This window comes from Stenotrophomonas sp. STEN020 (assembly GCF_056760195.1).
In genome coordinates, this window is the sequence record NZ_JBRREI010000019.1 from 30,250 (window position 1) to 45,343 (window position 15,094).

Consider the following 15,094-nt stretch of genomic DNA (forward strand, 5'->3'; position numbering starts at 1 on the left):
GCTTCGAGCTTCTGCTTCGAGCTTCTGCTTCGAGCTTCTGCTTCGAGCTTCTGCTTCGAGCTTCTGCTTCGAGCTCTTTCCGACAGACCCCAAAATGCATGACCCTTCCCTTCTTCCGCATGCGGGACGACAACCCGGCAGGATTGCCGGGTTGCACGGCGAAGCCGCCCGAAGGGTGAGGTACATGGATTTGCCGAATGCAGGTGCCCAGCGGGCGGATGTGGGGGCCTTTGATCTTGATATTTGCTTCAAGCGTTCTCAATCACCTCAATCCGCACCCAGCTCCTCGCCTTTGCTTTCCACTCCCAGCACCGGCCATCATTGCCAGCGCCGCACAACCTCGGCCGCCATCGCAATGAGAAAGCAATGCCCCGCCTGCCACTAATCGCCCTCGCCTGCCTGACGCTCAGCGCCTGCGGCCAGCGCGACGCCTTCAACCACAGCGCCAGCGCTGATCCGCATCAACGTGAACTCGAACGCGCCTTCGCCATCTGCGCCGGTTGCCATGACACCCGCGCCAATCTCGGCCACCGCGTCGGTCCCAACCTGCACGGCGTGATCGGGCGCAAGGCCGGCACCGCTCCCGGCTACAACTACTCCGAAGCAATGAAGGCCAGCAACATCACCTGGGATGCACAGACCCTGGACGCTTTCATCAAATCGCCAACCAAACAGGTGCCCGGCAGCAAGATGGTCAACGCAACCGCCGACCCGGCGCGTCGCCAGGCCGTGATCGAATTTCTGTCAACACTACCCGAATAGGCAGCGCATCAATCCAGCGTCTGCACACCGCCACCATTGACGAACAAAGTCTGGCCGCTGACCCAGTTGGATATCGGCGCGGCGAAATACAGCACCGCACCCGCAATATCATCTGCCTCGCCAAGCCGCTTGATCGGCGTATGCGACAGCATGCGCTCCTCGATTTCCGGCGTCAGCACGGTAGCCAACGCATCGGTGCGCACCGCCCCCGGCCCCACCGCGTTGACCCGGATTCCCGCCGGACCATAGTCATGCGCCAGATTCGCGGTCATATGATTGATCGCTGCTTTTGAGGCAGCGTAAGCACTGATCGCCGGGCTTTTGTTGATCGAGCTCATCGACGACATGTTGATGATCGAGCCGTAGCCCGCTCTTTCCATGTGCGGCGCGCACAGCTGCGACAGCCGCCACGCACTGAACACGTTGATCTGGAACGGCCGCTCGAACTGCTGCAGCGTGATCTCGAATGGACTCTCGCGGCCGGCGCCACCGCCACCGGCGTTATTCACCAGGATGTGGATGCCACCAAGCTCGCTGACCGTGCGCTCGACCGTGCGCACCAGATCCTCATCCTTGAGCACATTGCACTCCAAGGCCAAGGCCTTGCCGCCAGCTGCCACGATTTCGGCTGCCACCTTTTCGGCTGCAGCCAGCTTCAGGTCGGCGATGGCGACCGCGGCGCCATAGGCCGCCAACATCAGCGAGCTGGCACGGCCGATGCCGTTGCCGCCGCCAGTGACGATGGCCACTTTGCCGCTCAGATCAAACTGCGCATTCGGATTCATAAGCATCGCTCCTGTTGGCTTCACGCGCCGGATTTCATGCAACAGGCGGACCAGGCGCGGGGGCCCGCAAACCCAGTATGCGACGGGCGGGCGAAACGTCAGGTTAAAACCGCCTCAATCACATCCGTGAAGCTGCAGCCTTCAGCGGTACAACCAGGGCCGGTGATCGAATTCCCTGCCTGAAAGCCTGGGTGCGGCGAAGTTCCGCCCACCTCACCGTCACTGCGCTACAGGCCCATCGACTGCACGCAGGCGCATCACGTGGCAGGATGTGCGCTGGAGACTGCATAAGGGGACGCGTCGTCCAATGCGACCAGCAAGCCGCAGCAAGTTCACCGCTTTGACCACCGCACTGCTTTGTACCTTGCCGTCTTTGGCCTCGGCCATGGCCCAATGCCCGCAGGAATCGAGCAAATCCACTGCGTTCTGGCTGCTGGGCTGGTCGATCTTCGCGCTGTTCGTTGGCGCCGGCATTGTGCTGCTGCTGTTGATCTTCCGCGCAACACGCAATGCGCGGCCGCAGCCGCGCTGGCTGCTGCGCATCGCCGGGGTTCCAGCGATGCTGGCGATGTGGATGCTGGGCTTCGGTATTTTCCTGGGCCAGTTCGTACTGGTGTGCTGAGGCAGATCCTCAGGCCGGCGCGAACCACCAGGGTGATGCCGTACCTGTGTTGATCAGCAGCGCGCGTGCGCGCACGAATCGCCGGATTGATGCCGTGCCCATGCGCGAGCCGCCCATGCCGGAGAGTTTGAAACTCTGCTTCTCGGCAGTCTGCACCATGCCGGTCAAGCAGGCGTCGTTGATCGAAATGCCGCCTGCCTGCAGTTGACGCGCCACCCGCTGTGCGCGCTCGGGGCTTTGCGTGAACACCGCTGCCGACAAACCGAACTCGGTGGCATTGGCGCGCGCGATGGCTTCGGCTTCATCGGCCACCACCATCACCGGCAGCACGCTGGCGAAGCTTTCATCAGCGACCACCGCCATATCGTCGGTGACATCAACCAACACCGTCGGCGGGCACCAGATACCGCCATGGTCGATCAACTCGCCGCCGGTCAGCGCACGCGCGCCCTTGGCCTTGGCGTCGGCCAATTGGCTGCGCACCAGCTCAACCTGCGAGGCGGCAATCACCGGGCCGATCTGACCCAGCTTCGGGTCCGGCCATGCCAACTCCAATGCAGAAGCTTCCTTCACCAGTGCCGCGATGAAGGCATCGGCCACAGGCGCTTCCACATAGACACGCTCGATCGACATGCAGCTCTGGCCACCGTTGACGAAGCTACCCCAGGCCAGGGCGCGTGCCGCATGTTCGATATTGGCATCGGACAACACCAGCGCAGGATCCTTTCCGCCCAGTTCCAGCGACGCCGGAATGAAACGGCGCGCACAGGCTTCGCCGACTTTGCGGCCGGTGGCGACCGAGCCGGTAAAACAGATCTGGTCGCTGGCCTCGATCACCGCCTGGCCAGTAGCACCAGCGCCGGTTACCAGTTTGAACACCGCGCCCAGACCCGCTTCGTCCAGAGCTTCACGCAGCAGCGGCACAAAGCGCGAGGTGACTTCGCTGGGCTTGGCGAGGATGCTGCAGCCTGCTGCCAGCGCCGGCACCGCATCGATCAGGGTCAGCATCAGCGGGAAGTTCCACGGACTGATAACACCCACCACCGCATATGGCACCCAGGTCTGCTGGCTTTGGATGAAGGGAATGGCCTCCTGCTGGGCGGGCTTTTCCGCCAGACAGCCTGCCGCCTGCTGCGCCCAGCGGCGGATCGCGCCAACGGTTCCATCCACTTCGATCTGCGATTCGTGCCAGCGGCCGGTATCGGCCAGCAAGGCGTCGAGCAAGCCGTCACGGCGCGCGACCAACGCATCGGCCAAAGCATTCAAGCGCGCGCAGCGTTCTTCGATGCTGCACGCGGCCCAATCGAGCTGCGCCTTGCGCAGGCCTGCGCCCAAGGCCGCAACCTCGGCAGCGGAGGTAATCGGCAGTTCGCCATCGGATAGACCGGTGCGCGGATTGCGCAGCGGCAGCGTGGTGGCTTCAGTCATTGCCCAATACTCCGGCGTTCAGCAGTGCATCAAGGGTGGCTTTCTGGCGGGCGGCGAAGTCGGCCCGTTGCGGAATCTTCAAGCTGTCGCCGTCCAGCAGTGCGTTCGGCTTCAAGGCGGTGTTGCCAAGGCCGGCATTGATCGCCGCCTGCGGCAGCCGCGACAGGAAATTGCCCATGCCCGGACGCAGGCGGCGGCGGCGCAGGCCGGCGATATCCAGATCAGCGTAGGCGGCCATCGACTCACCGGTACCGGCGGCGGACAGCACCCGGCCCTGGTCATCGACGATCTTGCTCATGCCATCGGCACTGCCCAGCGGAATATCCACGCCACTGATGCCGGCGGTATTGGCCGAAACCACATAGGCCATGTTTTCCAGCGCGCGGGCACGCTTGGCGATGTCCTTGGGGGTCAGCTCCGGGCTGCCGACTTCGCTGGTGGAATGCAGGAACACCTCGGCACCACGCAGGCCCATCGCCCGCGCGATTTCCGGGTAGAGGATTTCTTCCGATGCGATGCAGGACAGGCGGCCGAGCGGTGTGCGCGCGACCGGGAACACGCCGTCGATGCCGTATACGTCCAGATACTTGTCCCAGACATCATGCGGGCTGGGTGCATACAGCGAGATCAGCCGGCGATAGCGCAGGATCTGGTTGCCGCTGTCGTCCAGGATCACCGAGGACTGGAAGTACAGCTCCGGGAAGTTCGGATCACGCTCGTAGGCGTTGGAACACAGATAGACGCCATTGTCCTGGGCGATGCGGCCCAGCTGTTCGTACTCGGCGCCGTCCATGGAGAAACAGCCCTTGGCCGCCCAGCCGGGAATGGTGTCACCCAGCGGATAGCTGGTGGCGAAGTACTCCGGCAGCACCACCAGCTTCAGGTCGGCGCCGATGAAGGCCTTGGAAGCGCGGATCTGCCGACCTACCCGTTCGATGTTGTCAGCCACCGCCGCCGCGGCTGCGGCCGGTGTTGCACAGGCATTGATGGCGCGGCAGGTGGTCTGCAGCGCCAGCGCGCGATAAGCGTCGATCATGGAGCCTTCCCTTCGGTTGCGATGTCGTTGAGGTCTTGCGTCTGCACGCCATCGGCCAGCAGCACACGGAAGCTGCCGGTGCCGGCGCGCAGCGGTTTGATCGCGGCGTAGTCGGCGCTGTGCCAGAACGCCATGGCTGCATCACGGCTGGGCCAGCAGGAAATCACCGTGCGGCTTGGCGCATGCACGCCTTCCAGACTGTGTTGTTCGCCGCCCATCACCAGGTAGTGGCCGCCATGGCGTGCGACGACGGCCGGGGTTGCGCGGGCATAGTCGGCAAAACCCTGTGGGTCGGTGATGTGCGCTTCGATGATCAGATAGACCGGCATGTCTACCGGCCTCAGCCGAAGCGCGGCGCGCGCTTTTCGAGGAAGGCAGCCGCGCCTTCGACGAAATCGCTGCTGCTGAAGGCGTCATTGAAAGCCGCCTCGGCCTGCGCCGGCCCAATGCTGGCATCGCCACCGAGGTGACCCAGCACGGTCTTGATCGCGCGCCTGGCCTGGCCGGAGGTGGCCAACAGCTGCTGGACCTGTGCCTGCTCCAGCGCCTCGATGCCGTCCTCGCCCGCCAACTGGTTGACCAGGCCCCAATCCAGTGCGGTGGTGGCATCGAGCAGGCGTCCGGTCAGCAGCATTTCGCGGGTGCGGGCCATGCCGACCGTGTTGACCAGCCGACGGCTGTCATCGGCGCTGTAAACTAAACCGAGCTTGGCTGGGGTGATAGCGAACCGGCTGCGGGCACTGGCCAGGCGCAGGTCGCAGGCCAAGGCCAGGCCAAGGCCGCCGCCCACGCAGGCACCGTCGATGACGGCCAGCGTGGTCTGCGGCAGGCGTTGTAGCTTGAGCTGGGTACGTTGGACCTGGGCGTTGTTGGCGGCAAAGGCGGCCGGAGCGGTGAGCAGCTGACCGAGTTCGTCGATATCGGCGCCGGCACTGAACGCCCCCGGCACGCCGGATACCACCACGATCTGGGCATCACTGGCGGCAATTTCGTCCAGTGCGGCCTCGATCGCCGCCCAGTGGCGGGTGGCCAGGGCGTTGCGCTTGTCGGGTCGGTGGATGCCGATGCGGGCGAGCGCGCCGTCACGGCTCCAGCAAATCACGGTTTCTTCAGTGACCATGGCCTATCCTATTTGTTCTATCGTTATAGCATTAAGCCAAAGGAGGGTGAAGCGAGATGTCCCAAGACACACTGGCCACATTGTTGAGTGCCAACGCGCACAAGCTGTTGCGCAATGACTTGCCGACGCCGCTTTACCACCAGATGTTCAGCCTGCTGCGCGACCGCATCCTCAATGGCGAGATCCCGCGCGGCGCCCGCATTCCCACCGAGTTCGACCTGGCCGACGGCTTTGGGGTGTCGCGCATCACCGCCAAACGGGCGCTGGACGAACTGGCCGCCGAAGGGCTGGTCGAGCGCCGCCGCGGCAAGGGCACCCATGTCATCCACCGCTCCCGGCCCAAGCCGATGCACAGTCCGCTGACCGGGCTGCTGGAAAGTCTGGAAGTGCTGGCCGAACACACCAAGGTGCAGTTGCTGCAATTCCGCCGCGGGGTACCGCCGGAGCCGATCCGCGCCCTGTTCGATACCGGCCCACGCGACGTGCTGGTGCAGGCCATTCGTCTGCGCCTGCGTGGCGATGTCCCGTTCGGCTACTACATCAGCTGGACCAATACCGATCACCCTGAATTCAACGAGGCACGGCTGGCCAACAGCTCGCGCTTGAAGCTGTTCCAGGCTGCCGGCATCCAGATCAAGCAGGTGGAACAGGTACTGTCAGCGGTGAACGCTGACGCCATTGCCGCCCTGCACCTGAAAGTGGAGCCGGGCACGGCACTGCTGGCCTTGGAACGCCGCTCCTACGATGGCGACGGCAATCTGGTCGACCTGCTCAACGTGCAGTACCGGCCCGATCAGTTCACCTACCAGATGACCCTGGACGTGGACGACGGCACCCCGCTGTAAGCCGACAACACCACCAGCTCCCCGCTGCGAAAACGCCGCCCCGACCGGGCGGCGTTTTGCGTTTGGCAGGCTGCGCTGCCGGGCCGGAAAGACATAAGGCTAAGACCTATATGCCTTTGCAGTGCAACACGGGAGGGCTGCAATTTCTGCTGCTTTCCGAGTTCGATCAGTTGCTTATGCGCTTGCTGCGGCGCACGACGCAGCTGTGCCTGCACGACTCAAGCCACATTGATTGTCCGGACAAATAGCGAAAGACTGGATAACAGACGCACCGGCACGCCACTGACAACCGTGCGCCTGCGCCACCTATCCCCGTTCACGCTATGAGGCAGGCAATGAAGGAAGTTCTGTACCGCAGTGCGCTGGCAGTCGCGATCGTGACCGCTCTTGGCAGCAACCCCGCGCTGGCGCAGCAGGCCGGCAGTGACGATCAGGCGGTGCAGCTGGATCAGGTCAGCGTCACCGCGCAACGCCGCGAAGCGCAGATGCAGAAGACGCCGCTGAGCATGAGCGTGATCAGCGGACCGGAGCTTGACCGCATGCAGGTCAAGCGCGTGGACGACATCAAGTTCGCCGCACCCAACATCATCATCGAACAGAACACCGGCACCAGCTCCGGCGCCAAGATCTTCATGCGCGGCGTGGGTGCCGATGAGTCGATGTTCACCAATGATCCGGCGGTGGCGTTGTACATCGACGATGTCTACATCCCGCGCCAGAACGGGGCGATGTTCGACCTGTACGACGTCGAACGCATCGAGGTGCTGCGCGGCCCGCAGGGCACGCTGTACGGCCGCAATGCCACCGGCGGCGCGATCCGCTACATCTCGCGCAAGCCCACCGGCGAAAGCAAGCTGGCATTGGATGGCAGCATCGGCAACCTCGGCCGCCGCGACGCACGTGTGAGTTTTGCCACCCGCATCGGCGAGACGCTGGACATCTCCGCCGCCGCGCTCAGCCGCCAGCGCGATGGCATCCTCAAGGACATCACCCACAACCGCATGGTCAACGATCAGGACGTGCTGGCCGGGCGCCTGTCGCTGGCCTCGACCTGGGGTGAAGCCTCCTATGCCACGCTGAGTATCGACCGCCTGCGCGAGCGCTCCACCCCTGCCTGGGGCACACCGGTAGCGCTGGATGCAAATGGCAACCAGGTGCCGCGCCTGGGCAGCTTCTACAAGACCGAAACCGACACGCTGGGCTTGAACGACATCGACCAGTTCGGCGTGGCCCTGACCAATGAAACCGACTTCGGTGTGTTCTCCTGGCGCAGCATCGCGCACTACCGCACGCTGGACCATCACTTCTACATGGACGTGGATGGCACCGCGCAGACCCGTTATCACCTTGAACAGGACCAGCGCCAGAACCAGAAGGGTTACGAGGCACAGTTCACCTCACAGCTGGACGGTCCTTTCAGCTGGGTGGCCGGCGTATTCGCGTTCAAGGAACACAACGACCAGCCGACCCGCAGCGACATCTTCGTGCGCGGCGGCACCAACTACATCGCCCAGGACACTTCGGCGTATGCGATCTACGCGCAAGGTGACTACAAGTTCACCGACAAGCTGACCCTCACCCTGGGCGGCCGCTACAGCTATGAGAGCAAGGATTTCTCGGTGCGCGCGGTCAAGGCCAATGGCGCTCCCAACTTCAGCAAGAACATGCGCAACAGCTGGAACCGTCCGGACTGGAAGGCGCTGCTGTCCTACAACTTCAGCGACAACGTGATGGGCTACGCCAGCGTCACCACCGGCTTCAAGAGTGGCGGTTTCAATGGCCGCGGCAGCACCCCGGCAACCCTGGTGCAGGTGGATGCTGAAACCCTGCGCGCCTATGAAATCGGCATCAAGTCGACGCTGTGGGACAACCGCCTGCGTTTGAACGGCAACTACTACCGGCTGGATTACGACGGCATCCAATTGGCCGCAGTGAACCCGGAAGGCATCTTCGTGGTGACCAACGCCACCGGCGCCTTGATCCAGGGTATCGAACTGGAAGCCGAGGCGCAGCTGACCCGCGGACTGAAACTCAACGCCACGCTCGGCACCATCGATTCGGAATACCAGAAGTACAAGGCCATCAACGCCGCCTACTTCCGCGGCCACCCGATGAAGAACGCACCCAAGCTGCAATGGACCTTCGGCAGCAGCTACGTGCAGCCGCTTGGCAATGCCGACCTGGTGTTCAGCGCACAGGCGCGCTACACCGACGACTACTTCCAGAACCAGGATGCCTCGCGTCTGATCATGCGCAAGGCCGGGCATGAGTACAACGCGCGCATCGCCTACGAACCGCGTGATGCGCAGTGGTCGATGGCGCTATGGGGCAAGAACCTGAGCAATGAATTCGCCTCCACCGGCGGCTTTGATATTGCCGGGCTGGGTGTAGGCGTGATCTACCCGAACGTGCCACGCACCTACGGCGTGGAGTTCAGCTACCGGTTCTGGTGAGGGCTCAAGGTGGTGCCGAGCCATGCTCGGCAGAGGCTTCACCCGCCAAGGCCAGAGCGCCCTCACCCCAACCCCTCTCCCGCAAGCGGGAGAGGGGCTAAAGCGTTAATGCCGAGCCATGCACGGCAGGGGCCTTCCCGGCGACGCATCAGCCAGTGAGAGCGCCTCCCAACCCAAGCGAACCCCTGCCCGAAACACAACAAGGTCTATACCTACGACCCTTTTAGATATATAGATATATCATTAAGATTATTTCGGACCAGCCGGCAACTCACCGTGGACCCGTTCACCACCCAATCCCTGGAGGGCATCCTCCGCCGTGACCTGCATGCGCCGCTGTACCACCAGCTGCAGGGTTTCCTGCGCGGGCTGATCGAGCGTGGCGAGATCGGCGACGGTGAACAGCTACCGCGCGAAGAAGAGCTGGCCCGGCGCCTGCGCATCTCGCGTGTCACCGTGCGCCAGGCGCTGCAGCTGCTGGCCAACGATGGCCTGCTGGTACGCCAGCGCGGCCGCGGCACCCGTGTGGTCGGTGGCAGCAGCAGCCGCAGCTCCAGCATCCCGATGCCGTTGAAGACCCCACTGGGCGAGTTGATCCACAGCCTCGATACCCTGGCCAGCAATACCCAGGTGCGCCTGCTGGGCTGGGAACGCGTGGTGCCACCCGAACCGATCCGCGAGCAGTTCGGCAGCGGCCCGCAGGAAGCCCTGGTGCATTGCGTGCGGGTGCGCTCGCGGCACGGGCAGGCCTTTGGCTACTACGCCAGCTGGACCCGCACCACACATCCGGAGTTCAACGCCGAACAACTGGCCTACGGCTCGCGCATCGCCTTGTTCCGCCGTTGCGGCATCCGCTTCCTGCAGGTCCAGCAGACCGTCAGTGCGCTGCGTGCCGGTGCGATGACCGCCATGCACCTGCAGATGTCGCCCGGCCAGGCGGTGATGAACCTGACCCGCCGCTCCTACGGCCCCGACCAGCAGCTGCTGGACCTGCTCGATATCCAATACCGCCCTGACCAGCTGCGCTACCAGATGCGCCTGGACTACGAAGCCAACAAGCCGGAGACATTTGTTTGAGTGCAACTGTGAGTGCAACGCTTGCTGAAAAAATCCTTGCCCGTGCCTGCGGGCGTGCGGCCGTGCAGGCGGGTGAAATCCTCACCGCCAGGCTCGACCTGCTGATGATGCATGACTCCGGCGGACCCCGCCGGGTCGCCTCACGGCTGGAAAAGCTCGGTGCCAAAGTCTGGGACCCGAACAAAGTAGTGGTGGTCTCAGACCATTTCGTGCCGGCCGTGGACATGGAAAGCGCTGACATCCTCGCCCTGACCCGCAAGTGGGCGCAGGCACGGGGCGTCATCCACTACGACATGCTCGGCATCTGCCATGTGGTGCTGCAGGAACACGGCCATGTGCAGCCCGGCATGTTCTGCGTCGGCGGTGATTCGCACTCGCCCAGCGGCGGTGCGTTTGGTGCCTTCATGGTCGGCATGGGTGCCACCGACATCACAGGCGCACTGGTCACCGGTGAAGTGTGGTTGCGGGTGCCGCAAACCACCCGCGTACAGCTCGATGGCGTGCTCGGCGCCGGCGTCAGTGCCAAGGATGTGATGCTGATGCTGTGCGGTCAACACGGCATGGGCAACGAAGGTCAGGTGTTCGAGTACGGTGGCAGCGCGGTACAGGCGATGCCGATGCATGAGCGCCTGACCCTGTGCAATATGGCCGCCGAGCTCGGCGCTGAGACGGGCATCGTCGAAGCCGACGCGACCACCTTGGCCGCGCTGGAACAGGCAGGCAAACCCTTCCTTGGTGATCTTGCGCAATGGCGCAGCGATGCCAATGCCAACTACCTGCACCACTATCGCTATGACGCCGCGCAGATCGCACCGCATGTTGCCGCACCGCACAGCCCCGCAAACAGCCGTCCGGTTGCCGAGCACGGCAAAGTGCATATTGATCAGGCATACATTGGCGCCTGCACCGGCGCCAAGCTCACTGACCTGCGCATGGCCGCCGAAGTCCTGAAAGGCCGCAAGATCGCCAAAGGCACGCGCCTGCTGATCGCCCCGGCCTCGGTGGCGATGACAGCGCAGGCAGCAGCCGAAGGCACGCTGGCGACACTGACCGAAGCCGGCGCCATCCTGCTGCCGTCCGGCTGCGGCGCCTGTGCCGGCATGGGCGCGGGCATGCTCAGCAGCGGCGAAGTGTGCATGTCCACCACCGCGCGCAACTTCAAGGGCCGCATGGGCTCGGCCGAGGCGCAGGTCTATCTTGGCTCGCCGTACAGCGTTGCCGCTGCCGCGGTGAAGGGTGAAATCTGCGATCCACGTGAGTTGCTGGGAGAAAACGTTTGAACGTCCGTGGCAAAGCCTTCGTGTTCGGCGACCGCATTGATACCGATGTGCTGGCACCGGGTCCCTATATGCGCGACCCAATGAGCGTTCTCGCCAGCCACTGCCTGGAAGCGGTGGACCCGGCCTTCGCCAGCGAAGTACGGCGCGGCGACATCGTGGTCGGTGGTGAATCCTTCGGCATTGGTTCCTCGCGCGAACAAGCGGTGCAGGCACTGGCTGAACTCGGCGTAGGCGCCATCATCGCCAAGTCATTCGCACGCATCTTCTATCGCAACGCACTGAATCTCGGCGTTCCCGCGCTGGTTTGTGCGACGCTTGAAGCAACGCGCGGCGACGAACTGGAAGTACGGCCGGTGGAGGGGCGCATCATCAATCACAGCACAGGTCGCGCATTCGACTGCGAGAAGATCCCCACCGAGTTGATGGCAATCGTTGCCGGCGGCGGCCTGATGCCATGGCTGGAGCGCAAGCTGGCCACGGAGCTGCGCACATGAACGCGCCGCATTTAAAACAGGGCATCATCCATGCGACCTTGATTGCGCCGGACCTGCAGCAGGTCTGCGATGCCTATGTCACGCAGTTGGCCTTGCAGGTACAGCAACGCGGCACGCTTGGTGCTGAGGATGCTGCCGCACTCGACCTGTCGGATCTGATCGGCGCACCGCTGGCATGGCTGGCCAACAGCGCTGGCGAGCCGGTGCTGCGGGTGATTGAAGACCCGCATGCAGTCGTTGCCGAACCCATGTTCCGCCATGGCTGGTTGTCGCTGGAAGTGCTGGTGGGCGATATCGATGCATTGGCCGCCGGCCTGCGGGCTCCCTTCAAAGTATTGGGACCGGCTGCGAATCTGGAACTGAGCGATGCCATCCGCGCCGCACAGGTGCTGGGCCCCTGCGGTGAATTGCTCTACCTCACCCAGATCAAGGGGCCGGTGCCGCCGTTCGACCTGCCGATGACCGACGCTACAGTTGCGAACACCTTCATCGGGGTGATGACCACGCCGGATCGTGATGCCTCGCAACGTGCGTGGTCTGCGTTGCTGGACGCAAAGGGCTGGGCCTTCGATACCAAGATCACCGTGCTCAATCGTGCTTATGGGCAGGCGTTGGACGGACGCTACCCGGTGGCGGTGGTGCCGATGCCAGGGCAGTGCATGGTGGAGATTGACCAGGTGGACCTGCCTGCTTCACCCAAGCTGCGGCATGCAGGTCAGTACAGCCTGGGGCTGCGTTTGCCGGCGGTGGGTGCTGCTGTGCTGCGCGATGCTGGCTGGGAAGTGGCGGTGATTGGTGAACGGCGCAGTCTGCGCGGGCCCGCTGGGGAACATGTGGAGTTGCTTGCGGGGTGATGGTGGTTGGGTTGCTTCTGTCTGCCGGCAAGATCAAAAGCAGACGCTCAAAAGCACCCCTCCCCAGCCCTCCCCTGCGCTACGCGCAAGGGAGGGGGTGGAAGCGGGGCCTGCGTTGATCTGACAGGGCGCAGCAAACAGCCCCCTCCCTTGCACCGAAGGTGCAGGGGAGGGTTGGGGAGGGGTGCCTTTCGCATTGCCCCATGACCTTTGCCATGTGTAACCAGCACTACACAGGCATAGCGTCAGCCTTTACCCAAGCACTTGAGGTAGGCGCAATGCGGACCCTGACGCTGGCAACAGCCATCGCTGCCATCACCTGCCTGGCCGTGGCAACGCCAGCCGCGGCGCAGGTCGCGCCGATGACACCGGACATCACCGGCAAGAAGTTCATCGCCCCGCAGCCAGCCCGCGACTTCGACAAGCGCGAGGTGATGATCCCGATGCGCGATGGGGTCAAGCTCTACACCGTCATCATGATTCCCAAGGGCGCGCACAACGCGCCGATCCTGTTTACCCGCACGCCTTACAACGCGGCTGGCCGGGTTGATCGCACACCGGGTGCGACGCATCTGGTCGATGCCCTCGCCCAAGGCGACACGGTGTTCGCCGAGGACGGATACATCCGCGTGTTCCAGGATGTGCGCGGCAAGTACGGCTCGGAAGGTGATTACGTGATGACGCGGCCGCCACGTGGCCCGCTCAACCCTAGCAAGATCGATCACAGCACTGATGCCTGGGACAGCATCGACTGGCTGGTGAAACACCTGCCCGAGTCCAATGGCAAGGTCGGCATGCTCGGCTCTTCCTACGAAGGCTTCACCGTGGTGATGGCCTTGCTTGATCCGCACCCGGCACTGAAAGTGGCTGCGCCGGAGAGCCCGATGATCGACGGCTGGATGGGCGACGACTGGTTCCAGCATGGCGCGTATCGACAGGTAAACCTCGGTTATTTCAGCGGCCAGATGACTGCACGCGGTGCCGGCGCAAAAATCGCCATGCCGACCGGCGACGACTACAGCAGCTTCCTGCAGGCGGGTTCGGTTGGTGCCTTTGCCAAGACCCTGGGGCTGGAACAGATACCTGCCTGGCACAAGGTCAGCGAGCACCCGGCATACGACGCATTCTGGCAGCAGCAGGCGCTGGACAAGCTATTGGCCAAGCTGCCGGAGATCAGCGTTCCAACAATGTGGGAACAAGGCCTGTGGGATCAGGAGGACATCTACGGCGCACATACCGCCTGGGCCGCACTCGAGCCCAAAGACCACGACAACAAGCGCAACTTCCTGGTGATCGGGCCGTGGCGGCACAGTGGCGCCAATTACAACGGCAGCTCACTGGGTGCGCTGGACTTCAACGGCGACACCGCCCTGCAGTGGCGACGTGACGTACTCAAGCCATTCTTCGATCAATACCTCAAGGACGGCGCAGCGGTCGCCAACACGCCGCCGGTGTGGGTCTACAACGCCGGCAGCAATCGCTGGGACAGCTACAGCAACTGGCCGCAGAGCTGCCCGCAAGGCTGCACCGCCAACTCGCGCAGACTCTATCTCAACACCGACGCGCAGCTGGCCTTCAACAGCGCCAGTACCGGTGCGCAGTACGCCGAATACATTTCCGACCCGGCCAAGCCTGTTCCATTCGTGCCACGCCCGGTCAACATGGGCGACCGTGATGTCTGGACGACATGGCTGGTGCGCGATCAGCGTTTTGTCGATGGCCGCACCGATGTGCTGACCTATACCGGCCCGGTGCTGGACAAGCCAATGAAGCTGGCCGGCATTCCGCAGATACAGCTCAGCGCATCCACCACCGGCAGCGACAGCGACTGGGTAGTGAAGTTGATCGACGTCTATCCCGATCAATATCCCGACAACCCGAAGATGGCCGGCTACCAGCTGCCGTTGGCGGTCACCATCTTCCGCGGCCGCTATCGCGAGAGTTTCAGCCAGCCGAAAGCAATCACGCCGGATGCACCGCAGACCTACAGCTTCGATCTGCCCAACGTGAACCAGACTCTGCAACCCGGGCACCGCTTGATGGTGCAGGTGCAGTCCAGCCTGTTCCCGCTCTACGACCGCAACCCGCAAAAGTACGTGGACAACATCTTCTTCGCCCAGCCCGGTGACTACCGCAAGGCCACGCAGCGTATCTGGAACAGCAGCGAGCATCCAAGCTTCATCAACCTGCCCATCGTTGAATGAGGGCGCTCAGACAAACCCATCATCAACGTGAGCGATCAGGATGGCAGTGTCCGTCTTTGCGCGCTGGTGCACATATGGCCGCAATCATCACTACCAGGCAAGAACAAAGAAAGCGGCGCCTCTCGGCGCCGCTT

The 15,094-nt window shown here is 63.5% G+C and carries 14 protein-coding genes; 9 read left to right on the forward strand and 5 right to left on the reverse strand.

All coding sequences use genetic code 11. The annotated features are described in order from the left end of the window. Positions 1–366 precede the first annotated feature (366 nt). A complete protein-coding gene (locus ACVOLZ_RS10175) occupies positions 367–762 on the forward strand; it encodes a c-type cytochrome (protein ID WP_481516021.1) in 396 nt (131 codons plus the stop codon). Positions 763–770: 8 nt separating this feature from the next. Here ACVOLZ_RS10175 and ACVOLZ_RS10180 read toward each other — a convergent pair whose 3' ends face one another. Next, positions 771–1,547 carry a glucose 1-dehydrogenase gene (locus ACVOLZ_RS10180; protein ID WP_481516022.1) on the reverse strand — a complete coding sequence of 259 codons (777 nt, stop codon included), beginning with the start codon at positions 1,545–1,547 and terminating at the stop codon, positions 771–773. Positions 1,548–1,854: 307 nt separating this feature from the next. Here ACVOLZ_RS10180 and ACVOLZ_RS10185 point away from each other — a divergent pair, with 307 nt between their 5' ends. Next, positions 1,855–2,169, forward strand: a complete 315-nt coding sequence (locus ACVOLZ_RS10185) for a hypothetical protein (protein ID WP_481516023.1) — start codon at positions 1,855–1,857, stop codon at positions 2,167–2,169. A gap of 9 nt (positions 2,170–2,178) precedes the next feature. On the opposite strand, the gene ACVOLZ_RS10190 is transcribed toward ACVOLZ_RS10185, so the two are convergent. Genes ACVOLZ_RS10190 through ACVOLZ_RS10205 form a run of 4 tightly spaced genes read right to left on the reverse strand, consistent with a single transcriptional unit; the run spans position 2,179 to position 5,753 of the window. Then, positions 2,179–3,597: an aldehyde dehydrogenase family protein gene (locus ACVOLZ_RS10190; RefSeq protein ID WP_481516024.1), complete on the reverse strand. Its 1,419-nt coding sequence runs from the start codon at positions 3,595–3,597 to the stop codon at positions 2,179–2,181. Then, on the reverse strand, positions 3,590–4,633 hold the full coding sequence (locus ACVOLZ_RS10195; RefSeq protein ID WP_481516025.1) for a nitrilase-related carbon-nitrogen hydrolase: 1,044 nt from the start codon (positions 4,631–4,633) through the stop codon (positions 3,590–3,592). Before ACVOLZ_RS10195 ends, ACVOLZ_RS10190 begins: the two co-directional genes overlap by 8 nt. Beyond that, complete coding sequence (locus ACVOLZ_RS10200; RefSeq protein WP_481516026.1) at positions 4,630–4,962, reverse strand: DUF1330 domain-containing protein; 333 nt, start codon at positions 4,960–4,962, stop codon at positions 4,630–4,632. Before ACVOLZ_RS10200 ends, ACVOLZ_RS10195 begins: the two co-directional genes overlap by 4 nt. A gap of 11 nt (positions 4,963–4,973) precedes the next feature. Further along, a complete protein-coding gene (locus tag ACVOLZ_RS10205) occupies positions 4,974–5,753 on the reverse strand; it encodes an enoyl-CoA hydratase/isomerase family protein (RefSeq protein WP_481516027.1) in 780 nt (259 codons plus the stop codon). Between the two features lie 56 nt (positions 5,754–5,809). Here ACVOLZ_RS10205 and ACVOLZ_RS10210 point away from each other — a divergent pair, with 56 nt between their 5' ends. The 7 genes from ACVOLZ_RS10210 to ACVOLZ_RS10240 all read left to right on the forward strand — a co-directional run bounded on the left by ACVOLZ_RS10210 (position 5,810) and on the right by ACVOLZ_RS10240 (position 14,960). Then, entirely contained in the window at positions 5,810–6,598 is a 789-nt protein-coding gene (locus ACVOLZ_RS10210) for a GntR family transcriptional regulator (RefSeq protein ID WP_481516028.1), read from the forward strand. A 335-nt stretch (positions 6,599–6,933) separates the two neighbouring features. Then, positions 6,934–9,051 (forward strand): TonB-dependent receptor, encoded by a 2,118-nt coding sequence (locus ACVOLZ_RS10215; protein ID WP_481516029.1) that lies wholly within the window; start codon positions 6,934–6,936, stop codon positions 9,049–9,051. Positions 9,052–9,327: 276 nt separating this feature from the next. Beyond that, on the forward strand, positions 9,328–10,128 hold the full coding sequence (locus tag ACVOLZ_RS10220; RefSeq protein ID WP_481516030.1) for a GntR family transcriptional regulator: 801 nt from the start codon (positions 9,328–9,330) through the stop codon (positions 10,126–10,128). Positions 10,129–10,136: 8 nt separating this feature from the next. Beyond that, positions 10,137–11,408 (forward strand): 3-isopropylmalate dehydratase large subunit, encoded by a 1,272-nt coding sequence (locus ACVOLZ_RS10225; RefSeq protein ID WP_481516031.1) that lies wholly within the window; start codon positions 10,137–10,139, stop codon positions 11,406–11,408. Further along, complete coding sequence (locus tag ACVOLZ_RS10230) at positions 11,405–11,902, forward strand: LeuD/DmdB family oxidoreductase small subunit (RefSeq protein WP_481516032.1); 498 nt, start codon at positions 11,405–11,407, stop codon at positions 11,900–11,902. Before ACVOLZ_RS10225 ends, ACVOLZ_RS10230 begins: the two co-directional genes overlap by 4 nt. After that, complete coding sequence (locus ACVOLZ_RS10235; RefSeq protein WP_481516033.1) at positions 11,899–12,756, forward strand: hypothetical protein; 858 nt, start codon at positions 11,899–11,901, stop codon at positions 12,754–12,756. Before ACVOLZ_RS10230 ends, ACVOLZ_RS10235 begins: the two co-directional genes overlap by 4 nt. A gap of 278 nt (positions 12,757–13,034) precedes the next feature. Continuing rightward, positions 13,035–14,960 (forward strand): CocE/NonD family hydrolase, encoded by a 1,926-nt coding sequence (locus ACVOLZ_RS10240; protein ID WP_481516034.1) that lies wholly within the window; start codon positions 13,035–13,037, stop codon positions 14,958–14,960. Positions 14,961–15,094 lie beyond the last annotated feature (134 nt).